Raw genomic sequence first — 21,017 nt, 5'->3', positions numbered from 1 at the left:
GGTGGCGCCGAGGAACGCCATCGCGCCGAACCCGGTGCCGCCCGCCGCGCCCGCGCCCGGGCGGTCCGCCGCGTACGCGCCGAGGTCGCGGCGGGCGGTCTCGTCCAGCCGGGCGAGGCCGCGCTCCAGGGCCCGGACGTCCGCCGCGGACGCGCCCTTCTGCGGGGCGAAGACCGCGGCGGCACCGTCCGGGCCGAGGAGGCGGTTGTCGACGTCGCTCGCCACGACGACCGTGACGCCGCGCAGCCGGGACGGCAGGCCGCCCGGGTCGATGGAGGCGAGCGACCGCAGCGCCCCGCCGCCGGGCGGCAGCGGCTCGCCGGCCGCGTCGAGGAACCGGGCGCCGAGCGCGGCGGCCATCCCGGTGCCGCCGTCGGTGCAGGCACTGCCGCCGAGGCCGAGGACGATCCGGGTCGCGCCGCGCTCGATCGCCGCCGCGATCAGCTCGCCGGTCCCCCGGCTGGACGCCTCCAGCGGCGCGGGCGTCCCGCCGGGCAGCCGCCGCAGCCCGGACGCCTCCGCCAGCTCGACCACCGCGGTCCCGTCGCGGACGGCGTAGGACGCTGCGACCGGCCGCCCGGTCGGCCCGGACACCTCGGTCCTGACCTCGGTGAACCCGCAGGCGACGGCCGCCTCGACGGTGCCGTCCCCGCCGTCGGCGACGGGCAGCGGGACGAGGGGCACGTGCGGGACCGCCCGGGCGAGCCCCGCGGCGACGTGCCCGGCGACCTCGGCGGCGGTCAGCGAGCCCTTGAACTTGTCGGGCGCGATCAGCACGTGACCCCGCACGCGCGCCTCCTTTCCGGGTTCCGGGACGGGACTACGGGACGGGTTCGTACTCGCGGACGTCGTCGATCCGCACGCCGTTGGCCGTGTCGGCCTCCCGCTCGATCATGATCTCGACCAGCACGGGCCGCGACGTGCGGGCGGCCTCCTTGCGCGCCCACTCCAGCGCGGGCCGGATGTCGCCGGGCTCCAGCACCCGGCGGCCGGCGCAGCCGTACGCCTCCATGATCTTGACATTGTCGGTGCCGTGCTCGTCGTAGCGGATGTCGACCTCGTAGTTCATGGCGTAGCCGCCGTGGTCCTCCGCCATCCTGATCAGCCCGAGGTACTCGTTGTTCAGCATGATCAGCACGAACGGGACGTCGTACTGCGCGGCCACCGCCAGTTCCTCCACAAGGAACTGGAACGAGTAGTCGCCGACGATCCCGACGACCTCGGCGTCCGGCTCGGTGCGGGCCAGGGCCGTCTTCACGCCGATCGCGGCGGGGATCTCCCAGCCGAGCGGCCCGGCCTGCCCGCACACCTGGTAGTGCCGGGGCTTCGCCGCCTTCTGGTGCTGGCCGCCCCAGATCTGGTACAGCCCGATCGCGGTGACGAAGTAGGTGTCCGGCCCGTAGAACTCGTTGATCTCCTTGTAGACGCGGGGCGCCTTGACCGGGACGTCGTCGAAGTCCTCGCGCCTGGTCAGCGTCGCCTTCAGCTCCTGGATCCGCGCGACCCACTCCCCCGCGCGACGGCCCGCGCCGCGCTCGCGCGCGAGGTCGATGATCGCCCGCAGGAACAGCTTCGTGTCGGACACGATCCCGAGGTCCGGGCCGAACACCTTCCCGATCTGGGTGGGCTCGATGTCGACGTGGATGAACGTCCGGCCCGCACGGTAGACGTCGAGCTGCCCGGTGTGCCGGTCGCCGAACCGGGCGCCGAGCGCCAGGACCAGGTCCGATTCGAGGAACGAGGCGTTGCCGTACCGCTGCGACGTCTGCACGCCGGTCATCCCGGCGTAGAGCGGATGGTCCTCGTCCATCGCGCCCTTGCCCATCAGCGTCGCCTGGACGGGGATCTGCAGCAGCTCGGCCAGCTCCACCAGCTCGGCGTGCGCCTCCGCGAGGATCACGCCGCCGCCCGCGAGGATCAGCGGCCGCTCCGCCGCGAGCAGCAGGTCGAGGGCCTTCTCGACGCGCGGCCGGTGCGGTTCGGCCTTCGCGACCGGCAGCGGCGCGTCGATCGAGGCGTCCCACTCGATCAGCTGCTTCTGCACGTCGATCGGCAGGTCGATCAGGACGGGCCCGGGCCGGCCGCTGCGCGCGATCCGGAACGCCTCCCGGAAGATCCACGGCGCCTGCGCCGCCTCCTTCACCTGCACCGCCCACTTCGTGACGGGCTCGGCGATCGACACGATGTCGACGGCCTGGAACGCCTCCTGGTGCAGCTTGTCCGACGCCGCCTGCCCGGTGACGCACAGGATCGGGACGGAGTCGGCGTGCGCGGTGTACAGACCGGTGATCATGTTGGTGCCGGCCGGCCCGGAGGTGCCGACCGCGACGCCGACGCCGCCGGTCGTGCGCGACCAGCCGTCGGCCATGTGCGCCGCGCCCTCCTCGTGCCGGACGATCAGGTGCGCGATCCCGCCGTCCTCCTCCATCGCCTTGTACAGCGGCAGGATCGCGGCGCCGGGGCAGCCGTAGACGACGTCCACGCCCTCGGACTTCAGGACCTCGACCACCGCCCGCATGACGGGCATCTTCGCCATGATGCTTCTCCTTCGGTTCCGGGTGGTCAGGCGGCCGTGCGGCCGGACAGGTCCTCGACGACCTTCAGCAGCGCGGAGTGGTCGAGGGAGCCGTAGCCGCGGGCGCGGGCGGCGGCGATGAGCTGGGCGACCATGCCCGTCATCGGCAGCGACACCCCGGCGGAGCGGGCGGCGGCGGTCGCGATCCCCATGTCCTTGTGGTGCAGGTCGATGCGGAAGCCGGGGGCGAACTCGCGGTCCAGCATCGATTCCCGCTTGAGGTCGAGGATGCGGCTCGCGGCGAGCCCGCCGGCGATCACGTCGATCCCGGCGCGGGCGTCCACCCCGGCCGCCTCCATCAGCACGATCGCCTCGGCGACCAGCGCGTACGTGCCGCCGACGATCAGCTGGTTGGCGGCCTTGACGTACTGGCCCGCGCCGCTGCCGCCGACCCGCGCGACGGTCCTGCCGACCGCCTCGAAGACCGGCGCGGCGGCGGCGACGTCCGCCTCGTCCCCGCCGACCATGATCGACAGAACGGCGTCCTGCGCGCCCTTCTCACCGCCGCTGACCGGCGCGTCCAGCACCCGCAGCCCGCGCTCCCGCCCCGCCTCGGCGACCCTGATCGACGTCTCCGGCCGGATGGTGGAGAAGTCGATGCACAGCGTGCCGGGCGCGGCGTTCTCCAGGACGCCGTCCGGGCCGAAGTACACGGCCTCGACGTGCTCGTCCTGCGGCAGCATCGTGACGACGACCTCCGCGCCCGCGACCGCGGCCGGGACCCCGGACGCCGCCTCTCCGCCGGCCGCGACCAGCGCGTCCACGCCCTTCGGTGCGACGTCGTAGCCGGTGACGTCGTGGCCCGCGCGGACCAGGTGGGCCGCCATCGGCGCGCCCATGATGCCGAGCCCGATGAATCCGATCTTGCTCATGTGCGGTGGTTCTCCATCCATGCGAAGTCCGGCCGCGGGTCCGCGTACTCCAGGGCGATCCGGCCGCGGTAGCCGATCTCGTCGAGGAGCGCGAACAGCGCGCCGAAGTCGATGCCGCCGGTGCCGGGACGGCCGCGGCCGGGCGCGTCGGCGATCTGCACGTGGCCGATGTCGGCGGCGTGCTCGCGCGCGGCCTTCTCCACGTCGTCGCCGTTGCTGACCAGGTGAAAGGTGTCGAACAGGAGCTTGACGTTCGCGGCGCCGGCCGCGCGGGCCCGCTCCACGACCGCCATCGCGTCGGCGGCGGTCTCCAGCGGGTAGGCGCCGTTCAGGCCGCGCGCGAGCGGCTCGATGAGCAGCGTCCCGCCGAACGCGCCGACCTTGCGGGCCGCGAAGGCGAGGTTCCGCACGGCGACCCGGTCCTGCTCGGACGCGGCGACGCCGCCGAGGCGCTGCCCGTAGAGCGCGTTGAACGCCCGGACGCCCGTCCGCTCGGCGATGCGGACGGTGACGTCCACGCTCGCGCGGAACTCGGCGGCGCGCGCCGGGTCCGACAGCACGCCCCGCTCGCCCGCCGGCATGTCGCCCGCGTACAGGTTCAGGCCGATGAGCCGGACGCCCGCGTCCTCGATCGCCTGGCAGAACGCGTCCTCCTCGGACGCGGACGGCACCGGCACGCCCGGCCACGGCCACCAGAACTCGACGGCGTCGAACCCGGCGTCCTTCGCTGCGGCGGGCCGCTCCAGCAGCGGCAGGTCGGTGAACAGGATCGAGCAGTTGACGGCCCATTCGCGGCTCGCGTTCATGCGTCCTCCTTGTGGGGGGGCGACCCCCCACGCCCCCCGGCAACCCCGCCGCATGCCCTCGCTTCGCTCGGTCATGCGGCTTCCTTCGAACGTTGGTAGCTCTGCCAGCTGCCATGTTCGGTGATGTCGGTCAGCCCGGCATAGGAGGTGTACGGCCGGCGCAGCAGCATGGCGAGCGCCGACGACCCGTCGTCCAGCTCGATCACGCCGAGCTCCAGCTCGGGCGGCTCGGCGGGCAGCAGCCGGTCGCGCAGCACGCCGAGGGTCACCTCGTACACCTCGCCGGCGACGCGGGCGCCGCCGTGCGCGACGGGCGCCAGCGCCGGGCAGCGGTCCCCGACCGAGTAGAAGCGGTAGCGGGGCGCGGTGCCGGCGGACGCGACGAGCGGCGCCCCGTCCAGCAGGTGATGCAGCGGTCCCCCGCGCATCGCGCCTCCGTTGAGGAATATGGGTGGCACGTCCTCTCCTCCGTTCACTGGGCCGCCGCGACGGCGGCCCGGTCGTGGTGGATCGGCCCGTTGATCTGCCCCAGGGGCAGCGCGGTGCCGTCGCGGCGCGCGGCGGTGAACTCCGCCGCGATCGCCAGCGCGGTCTCCTCGGGGGTGCGGGCCCCGAGGTCGAGCCCGATCGGGGAGCGCAGCCGCGCCAGCTCCCCGCCGGACAGCCCGGCCGCACGCAGCCGGGCGAGCCTGTCGTGATGGGTGCGCCGCGACCCCATCGCCCCGACGTAGGCGACGGGCAGCCGCAGCGCGACCTTCAGCAGCGGGACGTCGAACTTCGCGTCGTGCGTCAGCACGCACACGACCGTCCGGCCGTCGAGCGCGCCGCGTTCCGCCTCGGCGGCGAGGTAGCGGTGCGGCCAGTCGACGACCACCTCGTCGGCGCCGGGGAAGCGGGCCGGGGTGGCGAAGACGGGCCGCGCGTCGCAGACCGTCACGCGGTAGCCGAGGACGCTTCCCTGCCGCGCGAGCGCCGCCGCGTGGTCGATCGCGCCGAAGACGAGCAGCCGCGGCGGCGGCGCGTAGCTGTGGACGAACGCCTCGGCGTCGTCGCGGCACCGCACGGAGATCATGCCGGTCTTGCCGGCGTCGAGCATGGCGCGGGCCTCGGCGACGACCGCGGCGTCGACGTCGGCGCGTCCGGTGGTGCCGGTGTGGTGGGACGGGTGGACGGCCAGGACGCCCGACCCGTCCACCATGTGGGCGAACGCCACCGGGGCGTCACGCGTGAGCGCCGACGCGGGGACCGGCCCCGGCGACACGAGCACCTCGACCGTCCCGCCGCAGGTCAGGCCGACGGCGAACGCGTCGTCGTCGCTGTACCCGAACGTCTCGCGGACGGTCTCGCCGGTGTCGAGGGCCGCGCGGCACAGCTCGTACACCGCGCTCTCGACACAGCCGCCGGACACGCTCCCGACGGCCTCCCCATCGGCGGACACGGCCATCGCCGCGCCCGGCGCGCGCGGCGCGCTGCCGCGGACGGACACCACGACGGCGACGGCGTACCGCACGCCTTCGTCGTTCCAGGCGGCGAGCCGGTCGGCGATCTCACGCATGGACGGTCCTCATCTCTCCCCGGGCCTCACTTGATCCCGAGGGCTTCCTCGATCGGATGCAGGGCGAAGTAGGCGACGAAGACCAGCGACAGCGGGTACAGCAGCCAGTGGATCTCCGCGAACTTGCCGCGCGCGACCTTGAGCAGGGTGTAGGCGAGCACGCCGGCGGCGACGCCGACCGTGATCGAGTACGTGAACGGCATCAGCACGATCGTCAGGAACGCCGGGATCGCGATCTCCATGTCGGCCCAGTCGATCTTGCGGGAGTGCGACATCATCAGCGCGCCGACGACGACGAGCGCGGGCGCGGCGGCGCCGACCGGGACGACCCCGGCGAGCGGCGTCAGGAAGATCAGCGCGGTGAGCAGCAGGCCGGTGACGACGCTGGCGAGGCCGGTGCGGGCGCCCTCGGCGACGCCCGCCGCCGACTCCACGACCGCGGTGTTCGCCGAGCCGTTGACGCCGCCGCCGACGATCGCGCCGAAGCCGTCCACGGTGAGGATGCGGCTGAGGCCGGGCAGCCTGCCGTTCTCGTCGGTCATCCCGGCCTCCTCGCAGACGCCGAGGATCGTCCCCATCGCGTCGAAGAACCCGGACAGGACGAGCGTGAACAGCACGACGGTCGCGGTGACGACGCCGGCCCGGCCGAACCCGCCGAACAGGTCGACCTTGAACATCAGCCCGAAGTCGGGCGTCGCGACGACCGAGTGCGGCAGCTTCGGCTCGACCGCGCCCCACGACTTCGGGTCCACCTTCGCGACCTTGTCGACGATGACGGCGAACACGGTCGCGGCGACGATCCCGATCAGGATCGCGCCGGGCACCTTGCGGATGAACAGCACGAGCGTCAGCACCAGGCCGGCGCAGAACACCAGCACCGGCCAGCCGACGAGCTGCCCGAACACGCCGAGCTGGACGGGCGTGGACGCGGTGCCGTGGTGGCCGACGAACCCGGCGTCCACCAGGCCGATCAGCGCGATGAACGCGCCGATGCCGACACCGATCGCCTGCTTGATCGCCAGCGGGATCGCGTCCATGATCAGCTGCCGGATCCCGGTGACCGCGAACAGCACGATCACCACGCCCTCCAGCACGACCAGGCCCATCGCCTGCGGCCACGTCATGTGCGGCGCGGCCTGGAACACCACGATCGGCGTCACGCCGAGCCCGGCCGCCATCGCCAGCGGCGCGTTACCGACCAGGCCCATCAGCAGCGTGGTCAGCCCGGCCGACAGCGCGACCATCGTGGTGAGCTGCGCGGGGTCCAGGGTGGCGCCGGTGACGTCCTTCGCGTCACCGATGATCAGCGGGATGAGGATGACCAGGTAGGCCATCGCGACGAAGGTGGTGAGCCCGCCGCGCACCTCGCGGGCGACGGTGGTGCCCCGCCCGCGCAGGTCGAAGAACCGGTCGAGCGCGGAACGGTCGGGGGTGGACGGCTTCTCCGGAAGCCTCTCCTGGGTCTCGGTCACGGTTCGTGCCCTCCTCTAGGGCGCGATCGGCCGCCGGCGCGGCCCCATTGGGCCGTCCGTGCTGGTCGATCAGGGTGCGGTTGTGGGGTGGATGCCCGCGCCGTCCCCCGAGACGGGGCGCGGGCCGCCCCTGTTGATCAATCGCTGGCCGGAGACTCCCTGATGATGTGCTCCGGTCGAACCGGCACTCGGGTGAGCGCTCTGCCCGTGGAGTCGCGGATGGCGGCGACGATCGCGGGCGTGGAGGAGAGCGTGGGTGGCTCTCCGGCGCCGCGGAGCCCGTATGGGGCGTCCGGGTCGGGATTCTCGAGGATGTCGAGCCGCATCGGCGGCATGTCGAGGATGGTCGGGATGAGGTAGTCGGTGAAGGACGGGTTGCGGACGAGGCCGCCGGACACGACGATCTCCTCCATCACGGCGAGGCCGAGGCCCTGCGCGGAGCCGCCGTGGATCTGGCCCTCCAGCGACAGCCGGTTGAGGATCTTCCCGACGTCCTGGACGGCGGCCATCTCGACCACCTTGACCAGGCCGAGGTCCACGTCCACGTCGACGACGGCGCGGTGTACGCACAGGGCGAGCTGGGTGTGGGTGACGCCCTGGCCGGTGGCGGGGTCCATGCCGGTGGTGGGCCGGTGGTGGAACTCGCGGGTCTCCTCGATGGCATCGTCGCCGAGGACGTCCTCGATGCTGCCGAGCACCCCGGCGGCCCGGGAGACGATCTTCCCGCCGATCGCGGAGAGGTCGTCGTGGCCGTAGCGGCGGGCGGCGCGGGCGAGCAGCTCGGCGCGGACGGCCTCGCAGGCGGTCTTGACGGCGCCGCCGGACATGTACGACTGGCGGGACGCGCTGGACGAGCCGGCGTCGCCGACCCTGTTGTCCGCCGGGGCGATGGTGACCTTCTGGACGCCCAGCTCCGTCCGCGCGACCTGCGCCTGGACGGTGACGAGCCCCTGCCCGACCTCGGCGGCGGCGGTGTGCACGAGCGCGGTCGGCTCGCCGCCGATGACCTCCAGCCGGACGCGGGCCGTGGAGAAGTCGTCGAAGCCCTCGGAGAAGCAGATGTTCTTGATCCCGACGCCGTAGCCGACACCGCGCACGACGCCCTCGCCGTGCGTGGTCTGGGACGCGCCGCCCGGCAGGTTCCGGATATCGGACGCATCGCACGCAGGAGGCATCGGCATGGCCTCCAGCCGCGTCAGCATCTCCGCGAGCGGCGCCGGCGACTCGATGACCTGGCCGGTCGCGAGCTTCGAGCCCTGCGAGACGGCGTTGCGGCGGCGGATCTCGACCGGGCTCAGCCCGCAGGCGGCGCCGAGCTTGTCCATCATCGACTCGTAGGCGAAGCACGCCTGCACCGCGCCGAACCCGCGCATCGCGCCGCACGGCGGGTTGTTCGTGTACACCCCGTACGCGTCGATCTTGATGTTGGGGATCTCGTACGGGCCGACGCCGAGCGACGCGGCGTTGCCGGTGACGTTCCGGGTGGACGAGGTGTACGCGCCGCCGTCCAGGATGATCTCCACGTCGGCGTAGACGAGCTTCCCGTCCGCCGTGGCGCCGTACTCGTACCGCATGAACGCGGGGTGCCGGTGGACGTGCCCGAAGAACGACTCGTACCGGTTGTACGACATCTTCACCGGCTTGCCGGTGTGCAGGGCGAGCATCGCGGCGTGGATCTGCACGGAGAGGTCCTCGCGGCCGCCGAACGCGCCGCCGACGCCGGCGAGGGTCATGTGCACCTGCGACTCGTCCAGTCCGAGGCACGGCGCGATCTGCGACAGGTCGTTGTGCATCCACTGCGTGGAGACGTACAGGTCGACGCCGCCGTCCTCGGACGGGATCGCCAGGCCGGCCTCCGGCCCGAGGAACGCCTGGTCCTGGATGCCGACCTCGAACTCCTCCGCCACGACGACCTCGGCCAGAGCGCGCGCGGCGTCCACGTCCCCGACGCGGACCGGCTGGTGCCGGGTGATGCCGCCGAGCGGCTGCACCTTCAGCCGCTCCGGGTCCGCGATCACGGCGCGCGGGTCGGTGATCGGCTCCAGCACCTCGTAGTCGACGGCGATGCGCTCCATGGCGCGCCGCGCGATCTCCGGGTGGTCGGCGGCGACGACCGCGATCGGCTCGCCCTGGTGCCGGACCTCCCCGATCGCGAGGACGGGCTGGTCCTCGGTGTGGTCCTCGCCGTACACCTTCTTGCCGGGGACGTCCTCGTGGGTGAGGACGGCGTGCACGCCCGGCGTCGCCAGCGCGGGCCCGATGTCGATCGAGCGGATGCGGGCGCGGGGGTGCGGGCTGCGCAGCGTCGCGCCCCACAGCATCCCGTCCATCCACAGGTCGGACGCGTACGCGAACTCGCCGGCGACCTTCAGCGTCCCGTCGGGACGCAGCGGGCTGTCGCCGACGCCGCCGATGCCGGGCGCGACCACATGACCAGGGCTTTTCACAGGGGTCGCCATCTACAGGACCTCCTCGGCGAGTCGCATGAGGCGCCGGTGCGCGTCGGCGCCGCGCCGCCCGACCACGTCCTGCGGGACGGAGACGAGCGTGTCGGCGGCGACGATCGTCCGGCCGCCGACGAGCAGCCGCTCCAGCGGCGGCGTGCCGCCGAACGCGAACGCGACCACCGGGTCGTCGACGGCGGCGTGGAAGCCGTCGACCCGCCACAGCGCGACGTCGGCGAGCTTGCCGGGTTCGAGGGTGCCGATCTCGTCCTCGCGGCCGAGGCAGCGGGCGCCGCCTAGGGTCGCCATCTCCAGGGCCTGCCGGGCGGTCAGCGCGGTCGGCCCGTAGCGGGCGCGCTGCATGTAGACCGCCTGCCGGATCTCCCCGGCGAGCGGGACGAACTCCGCCGACGCCGACCCGTCCACGCCCATCCCGACCGTCGCGCCCGCCTCCAGCAGATGCGAGACGCGGGCGATGCCGGCGCCGAGGCGGGCGTTGGAGCTCGGGCAGTGCGCGGTGCCGGTTCCCGTCTCGGCGAGCCGCTTGATGTCGGTGTCGTGCAGGTGGACGCAGTGCGCGAGCCACACGTCCGGGCCGAGCCAGCCGATCGAGTCCATGTACTCGGTCGGGGTCATCCCGAACTGCTCGTTGGTGTGCTCCTCCTCGTCGAGGGTCTCGGCGAGGTGGGTGTGCAGCCGGACGCCCTTGTCGCGCGCCAGCTCCGCCGACCGGACGAGCAGGTCGCGGGTGACGGAGAACGGGGAGCACGGCGCGACCGAGACGCGCAGCATCGAGCCGAACGAGGCGTCGTGGTAGCGGTCGATGGCCGCCGCGGTCTCGGCGAGGATCGTGTCGAGGTCCTCGACGACCTCGTCCGGCGGGAGGCCGCCCTGCGACTCGCCGCGGTCCATCGACCCGCGGCACGGCTGGAACCGGATGCCGAGCTCCGCCGCCGCCGCGATCTCGGCGGCGAACAGGTCGCCGCGCCCGCGCGGGAACAGGTAGTGGTGGTCGGACGAGGTGGTGCAGCCGGACTTGGCGAGCCACCCGAGCCCCGCGCTCGCCGCGCCCGCGACGACCTCGGCGTCCATCTTCGACCACGGCTTGTACAGGGTGGTGAGCCACTCGAACAGCGTGTTGTCGGTGGCCAGGCCCTGGCTCGCCCACTGGTACAGGTGGTGGTGCGCGTTGACCAGGCCGGGGGTGGCGAGGCAGCCGGTCCCGTCGATCCGGTCGGCGCCGGCGATCTCGGGGGCCGGGCCGGCGCCGACGGCGGTGATCCGGTCGCCCTCGATCACGAGGTGGCCGCCGGGGTGCTCGTCCCCGGACACGGTCACGACGTGCGCGTTCTCGATGATGGTCGTCACGGGTGTGCAGCCTTTCGCCGGGCCGCCAGCCGCACCGCGTCGAGGATCTTCTCGTAGCCGGTGCAGCGGCACAGGTTGCCGGCCAGCGCCTCGCGGATCTCGGCGTCGGACGGCGCGGGGTTGCGTTCGATCAGGTCGTGGGACTGGACGATCAGGCCGGGCGTGCAGAACCCGCACTGGACGGCGCCCGCCTCCACGAACGCCTGCTGGACGGGGTCGAGCCGCTCGTCGCCGGGCTGCCCCTCGGCGAGGCCCTCGACGGTGCGGACCTCGCGTCCCTCCGCCTGGCCCGCCGCGACGAGGCACGCGCAGGCCGGGACCCCGTCGAGGTAGACCGTGCAGGAACCGCATTCCCCCTGCTCGCAGGCGTTCTTCGAGCCGGGGAGGCCCATCCGCTCCCGCAGCATGTAGAGCAGGCTCTCGCCCTCCCACACATCGTCGACGGTCTCCTCCGAGCCGTTGACGGTGACGTTCACGCGCATCAGGAAGCCTCCCTTCGCTCGGCGCGGTGGTCGTTCCAGGCCCAGGTCAGCGTGCGGCGCGCCATCACCGCCAGGGCGTGCTTGCGGTAGTCGGCGGTGCCGCGCACGTCGTCGATCGGCGCGGCGGCCTCGCGGACCAGCTCGCCGAACCGCTGCGCCGCCGCGTCGGAGAGCGGGCCGCGGCCGTCCCAGTCGAGTTCGGTCGAGATGAACTCCTCGGCGGCGGTCGCGCGGCGCGGCGTCGGCGCGGCGGAGCCGACGCCCGTGCCGACGCGGCGCTCCTCCGGATGCAGCGCGACCGCAAACGAGCAGACGGCGATCACCATCGCGTTCCGCGTGCCGATCTTGGAGAAGTACTGCGGGCCGGGCGCCGGAGCGGTCCAGACCGCGCGGATCAGCTCGTCCGGCTCCAGCGCGTTCCGCTTCACGCCCAGGTAGAACTCCGTCGCCGGGATCATCCGGACGCCGCGGTCCGCCGACTCCACCTCGATCACCGCGTCCCCCGCCAGCAGCGGCGGATGGCTGTCGCCGGCGGGCGACGCGGCGCCGAGGTTGCCGCCGATCGAGCCGCGGTTGCGGATCTGCGGGGAGCCGACCGTCCGGGACGCCTGCGCGAGGCCCGGCAGCCGGTCCCCCAGCTCGCCGATCACCCGCACGTACGGGACGCCGGCGCCGATCCGCAGGCGGCCGTCCGCCTCCTCCCACTCCGTCAGCTCGCGGACCCGGTTCAGGTCCAGCAGCGCCGCCGGCCGGTGCACGTCGAAGTTGATCTCCACCATGACGTCGGTGCCGCCCTGGATCGGCAGCGCCGCCGGCGTCTCGCGCTTCGCGGCCAGGGCGTCCGCCCAGGTCGCCGGGCGCAGAAAGTCCATGTCGCCGCCTCCTTCAGTTCCAGGCGGACGGTGCGTCCGGGGCGTCGTCGGTGAGCACGGTGCCCTCGATCAGCCCGTACGGGCGGTCCGCCGCGAAGTAGACCTCGTTGTCGTTGTCCATTCCGAACGGCTCCAGATCGACGAGGAAATGGTGCTTGTTCGGCATCGACATCCGCACCTCGCACAGTTCCGGGCGTTCCTCCAGCGCCCGGCGTCCCATCGCATAGAGCGTCTGCTGGAGCGACAGGCTGTGCGTCGTGGCGAATGCGTCGAGGAGGGCATTGCGCGCTGCGGCATATGACTCGTCCCATTTCGAGTCGGTGCCGCGGTGCCGCCATTGCGCCGTTACCGCCGTGGCCAGGATCCGGTCGTTGGTCGGTTCGAGCGTCGTGAACTCGTCCTCCACGAACCCGTGGAACTCGCTGCCGGTCGAGTTCAGGACGGTCAGGTCCTTGAGGCCGGAGACCACCGACTCGGCGCCGCCGGAGCCGTCGCTGTGGACCACCGCCGTCCGCACCTCCGTGCCGCCTTTGACGAACGAGTGCGGGCCGGTGATGCGGTCCCACGCGTACTCCTCGAGCTGCACGCGGGCGTGGTGAATCGTCGGCTGCGAGTCCACGAAATGCCGCGCCAGCAGCAGCCCGAACTCCTCCAGCTCCCCGATCCCGTACTTCTTCGCGAACGCGAACACGGTGTTCTTCTGCGTGTCCGTCGTCAGCACGGCGGCGTTGTCACCGGTCAGATGCACCTCGTCCATGTCACCGGACAGGAACACCCCGACGTTCAGGTCCCGGATGCGGTGCGTCCCGCCGTCCCTCGTCACGCGGACGACACGGACCTCCGCCTTCCCGTAGCGGTTGGGGCCGAGAACGATGGCCATCGGGTTAGCTCCCTCGGTAGGTCGAGTAGGCGAACGGGCTCAGCAGCAACGGGACGTGGTAGTGCCGCCCGGCGTCGTCGATCGTGAACGCGACGGTGACCTCCGGGTAGAAGTCGGACAGGCCGGCGGTGTCGAACACCAGCCGGTGCACCCCGGTGCCCGGCTCGGCGCCCCACTCCTTGATCCGGCCGTCGGCGTCGGTGCGGGCCTCGGCGACCGCCGTCCAAGTCCCGTCCCGCTCCCGCCGGTCGAGCCGGACCGCGACGCCCGCCGCCGGCAGGCCCTTCGCGGCGTCCAGCACGTGCGTGGACAGGCTCATCGCTCCCCCTCGGTGCCCGGCGCGGCGGCGAGCTTCGCCAGCCGCAGGTCGACGATCTTCGCCAGCTCGGTCCGGACGGCCGCCCGCTCCGCCTCGGCGCCGTGGCCGAGGCGTTCGCGCAGCGCGGAGAGCATCTCGGCGGCGCTGAGGCCGGTCGCGCAGATCAGGAAGACGTGCCCGAACCGCTCCTCGTAGGCCCGGTTGCCCTCCACCAGCGCCGTCCGCAGCTCCACCGCCGCCGCGTCCATCCCGGACTGCTCGCTCCGCGACCACGCCGCCTCCCGGCCCGCGTCCTTGATCCGCTCGCCGATGCGGGGGTGCGCGGCGAGCGCCTCCTCCACATCCGCCCAGTCCAGGCCCGCGAGCGCCGCCGCCGACGCGGCCCGCAGCTCCGCGAGATCCGCGTAGGGCCGTCCGGCCGCGACCTCGGCCGCCCAGCGGCGGGACGCGCAGCACGCCAGCAGCCCGCCCTCCGTGACGTCGAGCCGTTCCCTCACCGGCACCTCCCTGTCTCCGTCATTGCCGCCAGTAGATACGGCAACCGGGCGCCGGGTGAAGGGACAGGACGTCCGAACTGTGACCCTGCTCACGCCGGTGTTTTCGTGCGTTGCTCCAATCGCGCGCGCGAGCCGTTGACACCCGGCCCGGTGAGCGGTGAGTTAACTGGTTCTATGAAGCTGCGCGCGCTGCTCGACATGCCGGAGCTGCGGCTCGAGGTGGTCACCGGCGACGACCTGCTCGACCGGGCGATCACCTGGGTGGTCACCACCGACCTGCTGGACCCCGGGCGGTACCTCGGCGGCCGGGAGCTGGTGCTGACCGGCCTGGTCTGGCGGTCCGAACCCGCCGACTCCGAGGTGTTCGTCCGCGCGCTCGCCCAGGCCGGGGTGTCCGCGCTGGCCGCCTGGGACCTCGCCACCGGCACCATCCCCGGCGACCTCGTCGACGCCTGCCGCCGGCACCGGATCCCGCTGTTCAAGGTCCCCGAGGACGTCGCGTTCGCGACCGTCACCGAGGAGGTCGTCCGGCACCTGTCCGGGGCGCGCGCCGCCGACCTCACCGCCGTCCTCGACCGGCACCGCCGGCTCGTCGCCGGGATGAGCGAGGGCGCCGGCCTCGGCGCCGTCCTCGACCTCGTCGGCCGCGACCTCGGCATGCGCTGCTGGGTGCTGACCGCCACCGGACGCGTCGTCGCCGGCCCGCCCGGCCCCCCCGACGGCGCCGCGCTCGCCCGCGCCTTCCTCACCGCGCCGCGGCTCCCGCACCACGCCGCCGCCCCCGGCGTGTCGATCTTCCCCGTCGCGGAGGACACCACCTCCCGCGTCGCGGACTGGTTCGTCGCCTGCGAGGGCGACCACGCCGACTGGCCCGCCGAGCGCCGCGCCCTCACCACCGAGCTCGCCGCGATCGCCGCGCTGGAGCGGGCCCGGCTGGACGACCGGCTCAGCGTCGAGGGGCGGCTCGCGCAGGAGCTCGTCCGGCTGGTGGTGTCCGCCGCGGCCGCCGACGAGATCGTCCCGCGGCTGGAGCTCGCCGGGCTCGACCCGCACGCCTCCTACGTCGCGGTCGCCGCCGCCGGGCGCGGAACGCTGCGGCCCGGAGAGCTGCGGTCCGTTATCGGCGAGGTCATGCCCGTGCCGCGCCCCGTCGTCGGGCTGCTGGACGACGAGGCCGTCGCGCTCGTCCCCGTTCCCTTCGCCGGCGAGGGCGCGCCGGACGTCGCCGCCTCGGTCCAGACCGCGCTCGACGCGCTGGCACCCGGGCTGGCCGGTGCCGGAATCACGGTCGGGGTCAGCGACGTCGTCGGGGCCGGCGAGCTGCGCGGGGCCGTGGACGAGGCCCGCTACGCGCGCCGCCTCGCGTCCGGACGCACCGACCCCGTGTGCGTCGTCCGGCACGACGAGCTCGCCACGCACGTCCTGCTGCTCGCGACCGTGCCCGAGGACGTCCGGCAGATGTTCCAGGTGCGGCTGCTCGACCCGCTGCGGAAATACGACGAGGTCCACAAGGCCGACCTGATCCGCACCCTGGAGACGTTCCTGCAGAACTCCGGCTCGTGGACGAAGTGCGCCGAGCAGCTGCACCTGCACGTCAATTCCGTCCGGTACCGGATCCAGCGCATCCAGGACCTGACCGGCCGCGACCTGACCCGGCTGGAGGACCGCGTCGACTTCTTCCTGGCGCTCCGGCTCTCCTAGAGGCCGCGCTCCATCCAGGTGCGGTAGGCGACCTGGAGCGCGGCGCGGCGGTCGGCGTGACCGAGGACGTCCACGCTGTCCACCCATTGCTCCACCGAACCGATGCCTGTCTTCAGCCTGGCGACCTCCGGATCGCTGATGCCCGCGACGAGCCCGTCCGCGACGGCGGCGTCGATCATCCAGAAAGGGCGGTCCCAGAACGGGGTGATCGCCTTCTCCGGTGCGGGCAGCCCGCGCTCCCGCTGGGCGCGCAGGAGGATCTCGGCCGCCTCGACCAGCGCCGCCTCCCTCTCCTGCTTGCCTCCCGCTGCGACGGCCGTGTCGAGCGGGCCCGCGAGGTCTCTTGCGATCGGCAGCTCCTTGAAGGCGGTGCCGCGCCACTTGCCGTACGGCACCCACGCCCCGGACAGCGTGAACGCCAGCCGCATCAGATCCTCGGCGACCCGCGCCGCCAGGATCCGCGAACCGGTCTCGTCGCCGCGCGCCGCCGTCCGGCCGACGACCGGCAGCCATTGCGACGCGCGCCGCCACCACGCCGCCAGGACGTACCGCTCGACGTCCGGCGGGTAGCGGCGGAGCGTCGCGCGGATCCCCGCGAGGGTCGGCGTACCGTCCTCGAACACCGGCCCGGCGGTCACCTCCAGGACGCACTGGCCCACCAGGCACAGCCAGTCGAGCACCGACAGCCCGCCGGTCGGATCGACGCCCAGCCGCGACCGGCAGAACGCGCCGACGGCCGACACCTCCACCTTGTGGGACACGGACTCGTCCCAGGTCACCGGGAACCGGACCGGGTGGCCGCGGAACCGGTCGGGGAGTTCGCGTTCAAGCATCGCCGTCACGTCCGGCGCCGCGTCCGCCTGCGCGTCGTCCAGCAGCAGCGTCAACCGGCAACCCCAGTCGTGGTCGCGGCTGGTCGCGTCGTCGAACCCCAGCACGTCCGACCCCGAACCGAGCCGCGCCGCCGCATACCGCAAGCCCGGGAAGTGCGCGTCCAGCAACGGCCGCACGACATCGCCGTAGTACGCGCGGGCCAGCTCCGCGCCGCGCAGATCACCGTCCACCCGCCCACCCCAGCAGATCGGGCACCGGCCGGGCCAACCATTTCAGCGCAGCAGCGACCTGCCGGTGGGCGCCAGCCGCAGCACCCGCGGCTCCGGCACCCCGCCGGGGAGCTCCACCCGCTCCGACGCGATCACGACGATGTGGCCGTCACCCGTGCGGACGGGCAGCGCCGGGAAGTCGTTCTCCGCCTCCAGCGTCGCCAGGGCGAGCGCGTCCTCGCCGTACAGCGGAACGACCTCGTCCAGCATCGTCCCTTCGACCTCCGCGAGCCGCTCGCCGAACGACCACAGGAACGCGAAGACCAGACCGCCCGGATCCGGCGCCCCGACCGGTGGCCGCGGCCCTGGCTCGGTGATCGGACGCAGCGGCCGCAGAAGCCGCGCATCCGACGAGTCCAGCATCGTCGCGTTCGCCTGCTCCCGGTGCGCCTTCCACACCGGCCCGAAGTAGAACGCGCGCAGCGCCTCGCCGCGCCGGCTCAGATCCTCGAACGCCCGGATCCAGACGAACCTGTCCGGATCGTCCAGGTCCCGGAACTGGCCGAGCACCGTCATGCCCGCCGCCTCCTGCGGCTCCACCAGCTCCCGGTCGAACAGCTCGATCAGCTCGTCCCGCCGGCCCGGGCGCAGCCTGTACTGCCGCAACTCGATCACGTCCACGGGCCCCAGCGTCGTCGCCGCACCCGCCCGCAGACGACCCGATCCCCGGCCATTTCCCACCGAATTCCGGCCACCCCACCGCCCGGCGAGGGCATCCGTCCCCGACCAGGACGCCTGCGCCGGTCTCAGGGTGTGGGCGCCGATCTCAGGACGTGTGGCGGACCAGCGCCGGGACGAGCACGTCCCAGGTTCGGCGGGGAAGCTCATTGCCGGTGCCGGGCAGGACGACGAGCTCCGCGCCGGGGATCTCGGCGGCGAGGGCCTGGCCGTTGCCGAGCGGGAAGAACGGGTCGTCCTCGCCGTGTACCACCAGGGTCGGCGCGGTGATGGAGCCCAGCCGCTCCCGCCAGCGCGGCTTGCAGTCCATCACGGCGAACGCCGTCGCCATCAGGTCCGCGCGAAGCGCCTCCCCCGGGTCGCGGGACACGACGTCGGCACGGTCGTGGATCCGCTCGATCCCCGCCCGCGCCTCCGCCTCGTCGAACCCCGCCCCGGCGAGCCGCCGCGCGTTCCCCAGCATGAACTCGACGACCGAGGCTCGGTCGGTCCAGTCGACCGCGGGACGGTTCATGAAATGCGCCGTGACCTCGGGTGCATGCTCCGGCAGATCGGCATCGTTCGGCCCGGGCGCGGTCGGCCGCGTCGCGATCAGCGCGACGCTGGCGACGCGCTCGGGATAGTCGAGAGCCAGCAGCTGGGCGATCCAGCCGCCGGTCCCGAACCCGACGACATGCGCCGCGCCCAACCCGTGCGCGTCCAGCACCCCGGCCGCGTCCGCGACCAGATCGCGCAACGTGTAGTCGACGGCCGACCCCTCGGATCGTCCGGTGCCGCGCAGGTCGTAGCGGACGACGAACCGCCGGAGCGCCGCCAAGCGCTCGCACAGCTCGTCCGGCCAGGTGAGCATCGTGTTGCCGATGAGCAGGACGGGCACGTCGGCCGGTTCCCCGAACGTCTCCGCGCACAGCGCCACATTATTGATCTTGACGAAGGTCTCCATGGAGGTGCAGACCATCGTCACGGCCGTAACTCATCGCGATCACGTTCGCAACCGCGCCGAGCTCTACCCAAGGTGTTGGGGAGACCGTGGATAAGGGTGTTCGGACGCATTGGCGGGAGGGACGTTCGGGGGCATTGGCGGGAGGGGCGTTCGGGTGCCTCGACGAGTGGGGTGTTCGAGTGACCTCGGATAAGGGTGTTCGGGGGAAATGGCAAGAGGGGTGTTCGGGTGGTGGGGTGGCGCTTGCGTACGGGGCCGGTGATGGGGGCAGGCTCCGCCGGCCCCCCCCCCCCGGGGCCCCCCCCCCCCCCCACCCCCCTCCGTCAGGCACGAAACTCCCCAGCGTGCAACACCAAGATCGGCGAGAAGTCGCCAGGCCCGGCAGCCTTTCCCACCAAAAAATACCGGGAAGAATGTGCCTCGAACGGCCTCGAATGTCAGTCACACAGGGTACTATTTACCTATGCAATCAGTGACGGTCGAGCTTGGGGCCGCGTCCACCATGGAATTGGTGAACGCGCTCTCCGCCATCGCCACTGAACTCGCCACCAGAGACGCCCCCGAGTCGGCGGCCGCATGCCTGGAACTCACCGAAACCCTCGCGGCCGCAGCAGATATGCAGGAAAGCGCGCTGGCTGGATTCATCGGCCGAGTCGACGCCACCGGAGAACAGGCCCGCTGGGGATATCCCTCCACCCAGGCGTGGCTGCGATCCAGCCTCGGCATGCGCGACAACCGCGCCAAGGAACGCCTCACCCTCGCCCGGCAGCGGCACCGCCTTTCGCAAGTAACTGAGCGGCTGGCGGCCGGGGAACTGTCCTTCGGCTACGCAGTCACAGTGGCCGACTCGGTCGCAAGGCTCGATGACGCTGACTGCGCTCAGGCGGAGACCACCTTGCTGGAGATGGCCGACCAAGGCTTCTCCGCCGGGAAGGTCGCAGCCTTCGGGCACCGCATCCGCGACGTCATCGCCGAACGCGACGACACCGAGACCGCCCCCGACGAGGACACCAAACGCGGCTACGCCAAGTCCTGGCTCACCACGACCCGTTCGCTGGACGGCGGCCGGTACGTCAAAGGCTGGCTGAACCCCGAGGACGCGGCCATCTGGGACGGCACCCTGGCTCCGCTGGCCAAGCCGGCCGGGCCCGACGACCGCCGCGACCTCTCCGAGCGCACCGCCGCCGCCCTGTCCAGTGTGCTGTCGGGCGGACACAAGGCCACCAAAGTCACCGTCATCTGCGACCTGGACACCCTCACCGGCGGCAGCGCCCCGGCCCGCCTCACCGACGGCACCCCCATCCCCGCAGCCCAGGCCCGCCGCATCGCCCTCGCCGCCGGAGTCTCACCCCTCCTCCTCGGACGCGGAAACACCCCGCTGTACCTGGGCCACCGGGAACGATTCGCCAGCGCAGCCCAACGGCAGGTGCTGGAAACGCTCTACCCGTCATGTGCGGTACGGGGATGCGAGCTCCCGGGCACGCTGTGCGAAGTGGATCACGTCCACGGATGGGCACTGGGCAACAGCCCCACCGACATTGATCAGCTCACCCTCACCTGCGGATGGCACAACCGGTTCAAGCACACCAGCCCCGACCAGATCCACATCACCAAGGATCAAGACGGGCGCTACGTCTACCGGCTCCTGCCACCACCCGACGGCAAGAGTCCACCCGCCACCAGCCTCGGCTGGGCCGCATAAGGGCACCCGTTCGCCTTCACCGGTGCGCCCGGATCAATCAGATCCGGGCGGATCGGCATGCCCGAAAGTGCCACTGCCATTTCGTCAACCAACACTTGGGCGTTCAAGCGACGCAGAACTCATTTCCTTCCGGGTCTTGGAGGACGACGGCGAAGTGGTCCAAGTCAGGACCATCCAGCGTCCGCAGCAGCGTAGCGCCAGCCCCAGTCAGCCGTTCTACTGTGGAATTGACCCGCTGCACCCGAACGGCCATTGGGACGTCCCAGCCACCGCTCACCTTCACGTCGAGGTGCAGCCGATTCTTGACGACCTTCGGTTCGGGGACACGTTGGAACCAGATCCTGGGCCCCTGTCCCGCCGGATCAATGATTGACTCCGGCGCATCGCCCGCCCCTGCGGGCAGCTCGTCCTCGGGAACTCCCAACGCCGTCCAATACTCCCGCCAACTGGTATGGCCATCGGGCGGCGGCTCGGGTGCGTACCCAAGAGCCTCGCACCAGAAGGCCACCATTCTCTGCGGGTCGGCGCAGTCGATGGTCAGTTGCATGATGACGTCCATGCCCCACAACCTCCCAGAGAGGTCGGACAGAAGACAGCTCCGTCGAGAAGAGCCGCTCGGCTCCCCTTACGGAAGGGGGTGGTGGGGTGGCGCGACCCGGGGGCGGGGCAGGCGGAGCCTGCCCCCATCACCTGCCCAGGGGCCGCAGAGGCTCCAAAGTCAAGGGTGGACGAAGTCCATCGCGAAGCG

General features: G+C 72.6%; 20 protein-coding genes. 2 read left to right on the top strand and 18 right to left on the bottom strand.

Annotated elements, in window-relative coordinates:
• The 14 genes from F9B16_RS36870 to uraD form a co-directional block, all read right to left on the bottom strand.
• A partial coding sequence (locus F9B16_RS36870) for a glycerate kinase (protein ID WP_225992268.1) occupies nucleotides 1–789 on the bottom strand: 789 nt, incomplete at its 3' end.
• 31 nt (nucleotides 790–820) lie between these two features.
• Entirely contained in the window at nucleotides 821–2,536 is a 1,716-nt protein-coding gene (gene gcl / locus F9B16_RS36865) for a glyoxylate carboligase (protein ID WP_151544851.1), read from the bottom strand.
• Between the two features lie 26 nt (nucleotides 2,537–2,562).
• Nucleotides 2,563–3,447, bottom strand: coding sequence for a 2-hydroxy-3-oxopropionate reductase (locus F9B16_RS36860; RefSeq protein ID WP_151544850.1), 885 nt, complete (start codon nucleotides 3,445–3,447; stop codon nucleotides 2,563–2,565).
• Entirely contained in the window at nucleotides 3,444–4,253 is an 810-nt protein-coding gene (locus F9B16_RS36855) for a hydroxypyruvate isomerase family protein (protein WP_151544849.1), read from the bottom strand. The genes F9B16_RS36860 and F9B16_RS36855 overlap by 4 nt, the downstream gene beginning before the upstream one ends.
• 71 nt (nucleotides 4,254–4,324) lie before the next feature.
• Nucleotides 4,325–4,711 carry an allophanate hydrolase-related protein gene (locus tag F9B16_RS36850; protein WP_151544848.1) on the bottom strand — a complete coding sequence of 129 codons (387 nt, stop codon included), beginning with the start codon at nucleotides 4,709–4,711 and terminating at the stop codon, nucleotides 4,325–4,327.
• A 14-nt stretch (nucleotides 4,712–4,725) separates the two neighbouring features.
• On the bottom strand, nucleotides 4,726–5,808 hold the full coding sequence (locus F9B16_RS36845) for an XdhC family protein (protein WP_151544847.1): 1,083 nt from the start codon (nucleotides 5,806–5,808) through the stop codon (nucleotides 4,726–4,728).
• A gap of 26 nt (nucleotides 5,809–5,834) precedes the next feature.
• Nucleotides 5,835–7,280 (bottom strand): NCS2 family permease, encoded by a 1,446-nt coding sequence (locus F9B16_RS36840; RefSeq protein ID WP_151544846.1) that lies wholly within the window; start codon nucleotides 7,278–7,280, stop codon nucleotides 5,835–5,837.
• A gap of 137 nt (nucleotides 7,281–7,417) precedes the next feature.
• The gene (gene pucD / locus F9B16_RS36835) at nucleotides 7,418–9,739 is read right to left on the bottom strand and encodes a xanthine dehydrogenase subunit D (protein WP_192809173.1); all 2,322 of its coding nucleotides are present in this window, start codon (nucleotides 9,737–9,739) and stop codon (nucleotides 7,418–7,420) included.
• Nucleotides 9,740–11,092 (bottom strand): 8-oxoguanine deaminase, encoded by a 1,353-nt coding sequence (locus F9B16_RS36830; protein WP_192809172.1) that lies wholly within the window; start codon nucleotides 11,090–11,092, stop codon nucleotides 9,740–9,742. It abuts the gene before it with no gap.
• Nucleotides 11,089–11,574, bottom strand: a complete 486-nt coding sequence (locus tag F9B16_RS36825; RefSeq protein ID WP_151544845.1) for a (2Fe-2S)-binding protein — start codon at nucleotides 11,572–11,574, stop codon at nucleotides 11,089–11,091. Before F9B16_RS36825 ends, F9B16_RS36830 begins: the two co-directional genes overlap by 4 nt.
• Nucleotides 11,574–12,446 carry an FAD binding domain-containing protein gene (locus F9B16_RS36820; RefSeq protein ID WP_151544844.1) on the bottom strand — a complete coding sequence of 291 codons (873 nt, stop codon included), beginning with the start codon at nucleotides 12,444–12,446 and terminating at the stop codon, nucleotides 11,574–11,576. The genes F9B16_RS36825 and F9B16_RS36820 overlap by 1 nt, the downstream gene beginning before the upstream one ends.
• Nucleotides 12,447–12,459: 13 nt before the next feature.
• Nucleotides 12,460–13,326, bottom strand: a complete 867-nt coding sequence (gene pucL, locus F9B16_RS36815) for a factor-independent urate hydroxylase (protein WP_151544843.1) — start codon at nucleotides 13,324–13,326, stop codon at nucleotides 12,460–12,462.
• A gap of 4 nt (nucleotides 13,327–13,330) precedes the next feature.
• A complete protein-coding gene (gene uraH, locus F9B16_RS36810) occupies nucleotides 13,331–13,645 on the bottom strand; it encodes a hydroxyisourate hydrolase (RefSeq protein WP_151544842.1) in 315 nt (104 codons plus the stop codon).
• Entirely contained in the window at nucleotides 13,642–14,142 is a 501-nt protein-coding gene (gene uraD, locus F9B16_RS36805) for a 2-oxo-4-hydroxy-4-carboxy-5-ureidoimidazoline decarboxylase (RefSeq protein WP_225992267.1), read from the bottom strand. Before uraD ends, uraH begins: the two co-directional genes overlap by 4 nt.
• A gap of 174 nt (nucleotides 14,143–14,316) precedes the next feature.
• On the opposite strand from uraD, the gene F9B16_RS36800 reads away from it, so the two are divergent.
• Nucleotides 14,317–15,843, top strand: a complete 1,527-nt coding sequence (locus F9B16_RS36800; RefSeq protein WP_151544840.1) for a PucR family transcriptional regulator — start codon at nucleotides 14,317–14,319, stop codon at nucleotides 15,841–15,843.
• Here the strand turns inward: F9B16_RS36800 and F9B16_RS36795 are convergent.
• The 3 genes from F9B16_RS36795 to F9B16_RS36785 all read right to left on the bottom strand — a co-directional run bounded on the left by F9B16_RS36795 (nucleotide 15,840) and on the right by F9B16_RS36785 (nucleotide 18,582).
• Nucleotides 15,840–16,907, bottom strand: coding sequence for a DUF4037 domain-containing protein (locus F9B16_RS36795; protein WP_225992266.1), 1,068 nt, complete (start codon nucleotides 16,905–16,907; stop codon nucleotides 15,840–15,842). The two genes, F9B16_RS36800 and F9B16_RS36795, sit on opposite strands and share 4 nt — an antisense overlap.
• A 42-nt stretch (nucleotides 16,908–16,949) precedes the next feature.
• A complete protein-coding gene (locus tag F9B16_RS36790) occupies nucleotides 16,950–17,567 on the bottom strand; it encodes an NIPSNAP family protein (protein ID WP_225992265.1) in 618 nt (205 codons plus the stop codon).
• Between the two features lie 145 nt (nucleotides 17,568–17,712).
• Complete coding sequence (locus F9B16_RS36785; protein WP_225992269.1) at nucleotides 17,713–18,582, bottom strand: alpha/beta fold hydrolase; 870 nt, start codon at nucleotides 18,580–18,582, stop codon at nucleotides 17,713–17,715.
• A 448-nt stretch (nucleotides 18,583–19,030) separates the two neighbouring features.
• On the opposite strand from F9B16_RS36785, the gene F9B16_RS36780 reads away from it, so the two are divergent.
• On the top strand, nucleotides 19,031–20,269 hold the full coding sequence (locus tag F9B16_RS36780) for an HNH endonuclease signature motif containing protein (RefSeq protein ID WP_151544838.1): 1,239 nt from the start codon (nucleotides 19,031–19,033) through the stop codon (nucleotides 20,267–20,269).
• A 103-nt stretch (nucleotides 20,270–20,372) separates the two neighbouring features.
• On the opposite strand, the gene F9B16_RS36775 is transcribed toward F9B16_RS36780, so the two are convergent.
• On the bottom strand, nucleotides 20,373–20,828 hold the full coding sequence (locus tag F9B16_RS36775; RefSeq protein WP_151544837.1) for a VOC family protein: 456 nt from the start codon (nucleotides 20,826–20,828) through the stop codon (nucleotides 20,373–20,375).
• Between the last annotated feature and the right edge of the window lie 189 nt (nucleotides 20,829–21,017).

The organism is Actinomadura montaniterrae (assembly GCF_008923365.1).
GTDB lineage: Bacteria > Actinomycetota > Actinomycetes > Streptosporangiales > Streptosporangiaceae > Spirillospora > Spirillospora montaniterrae.
The sequence above is the reverse complement of the archived record's forward strand: the minus strand, read 5'-3'. Positions and strand labels throughout refer to the sequence as shown.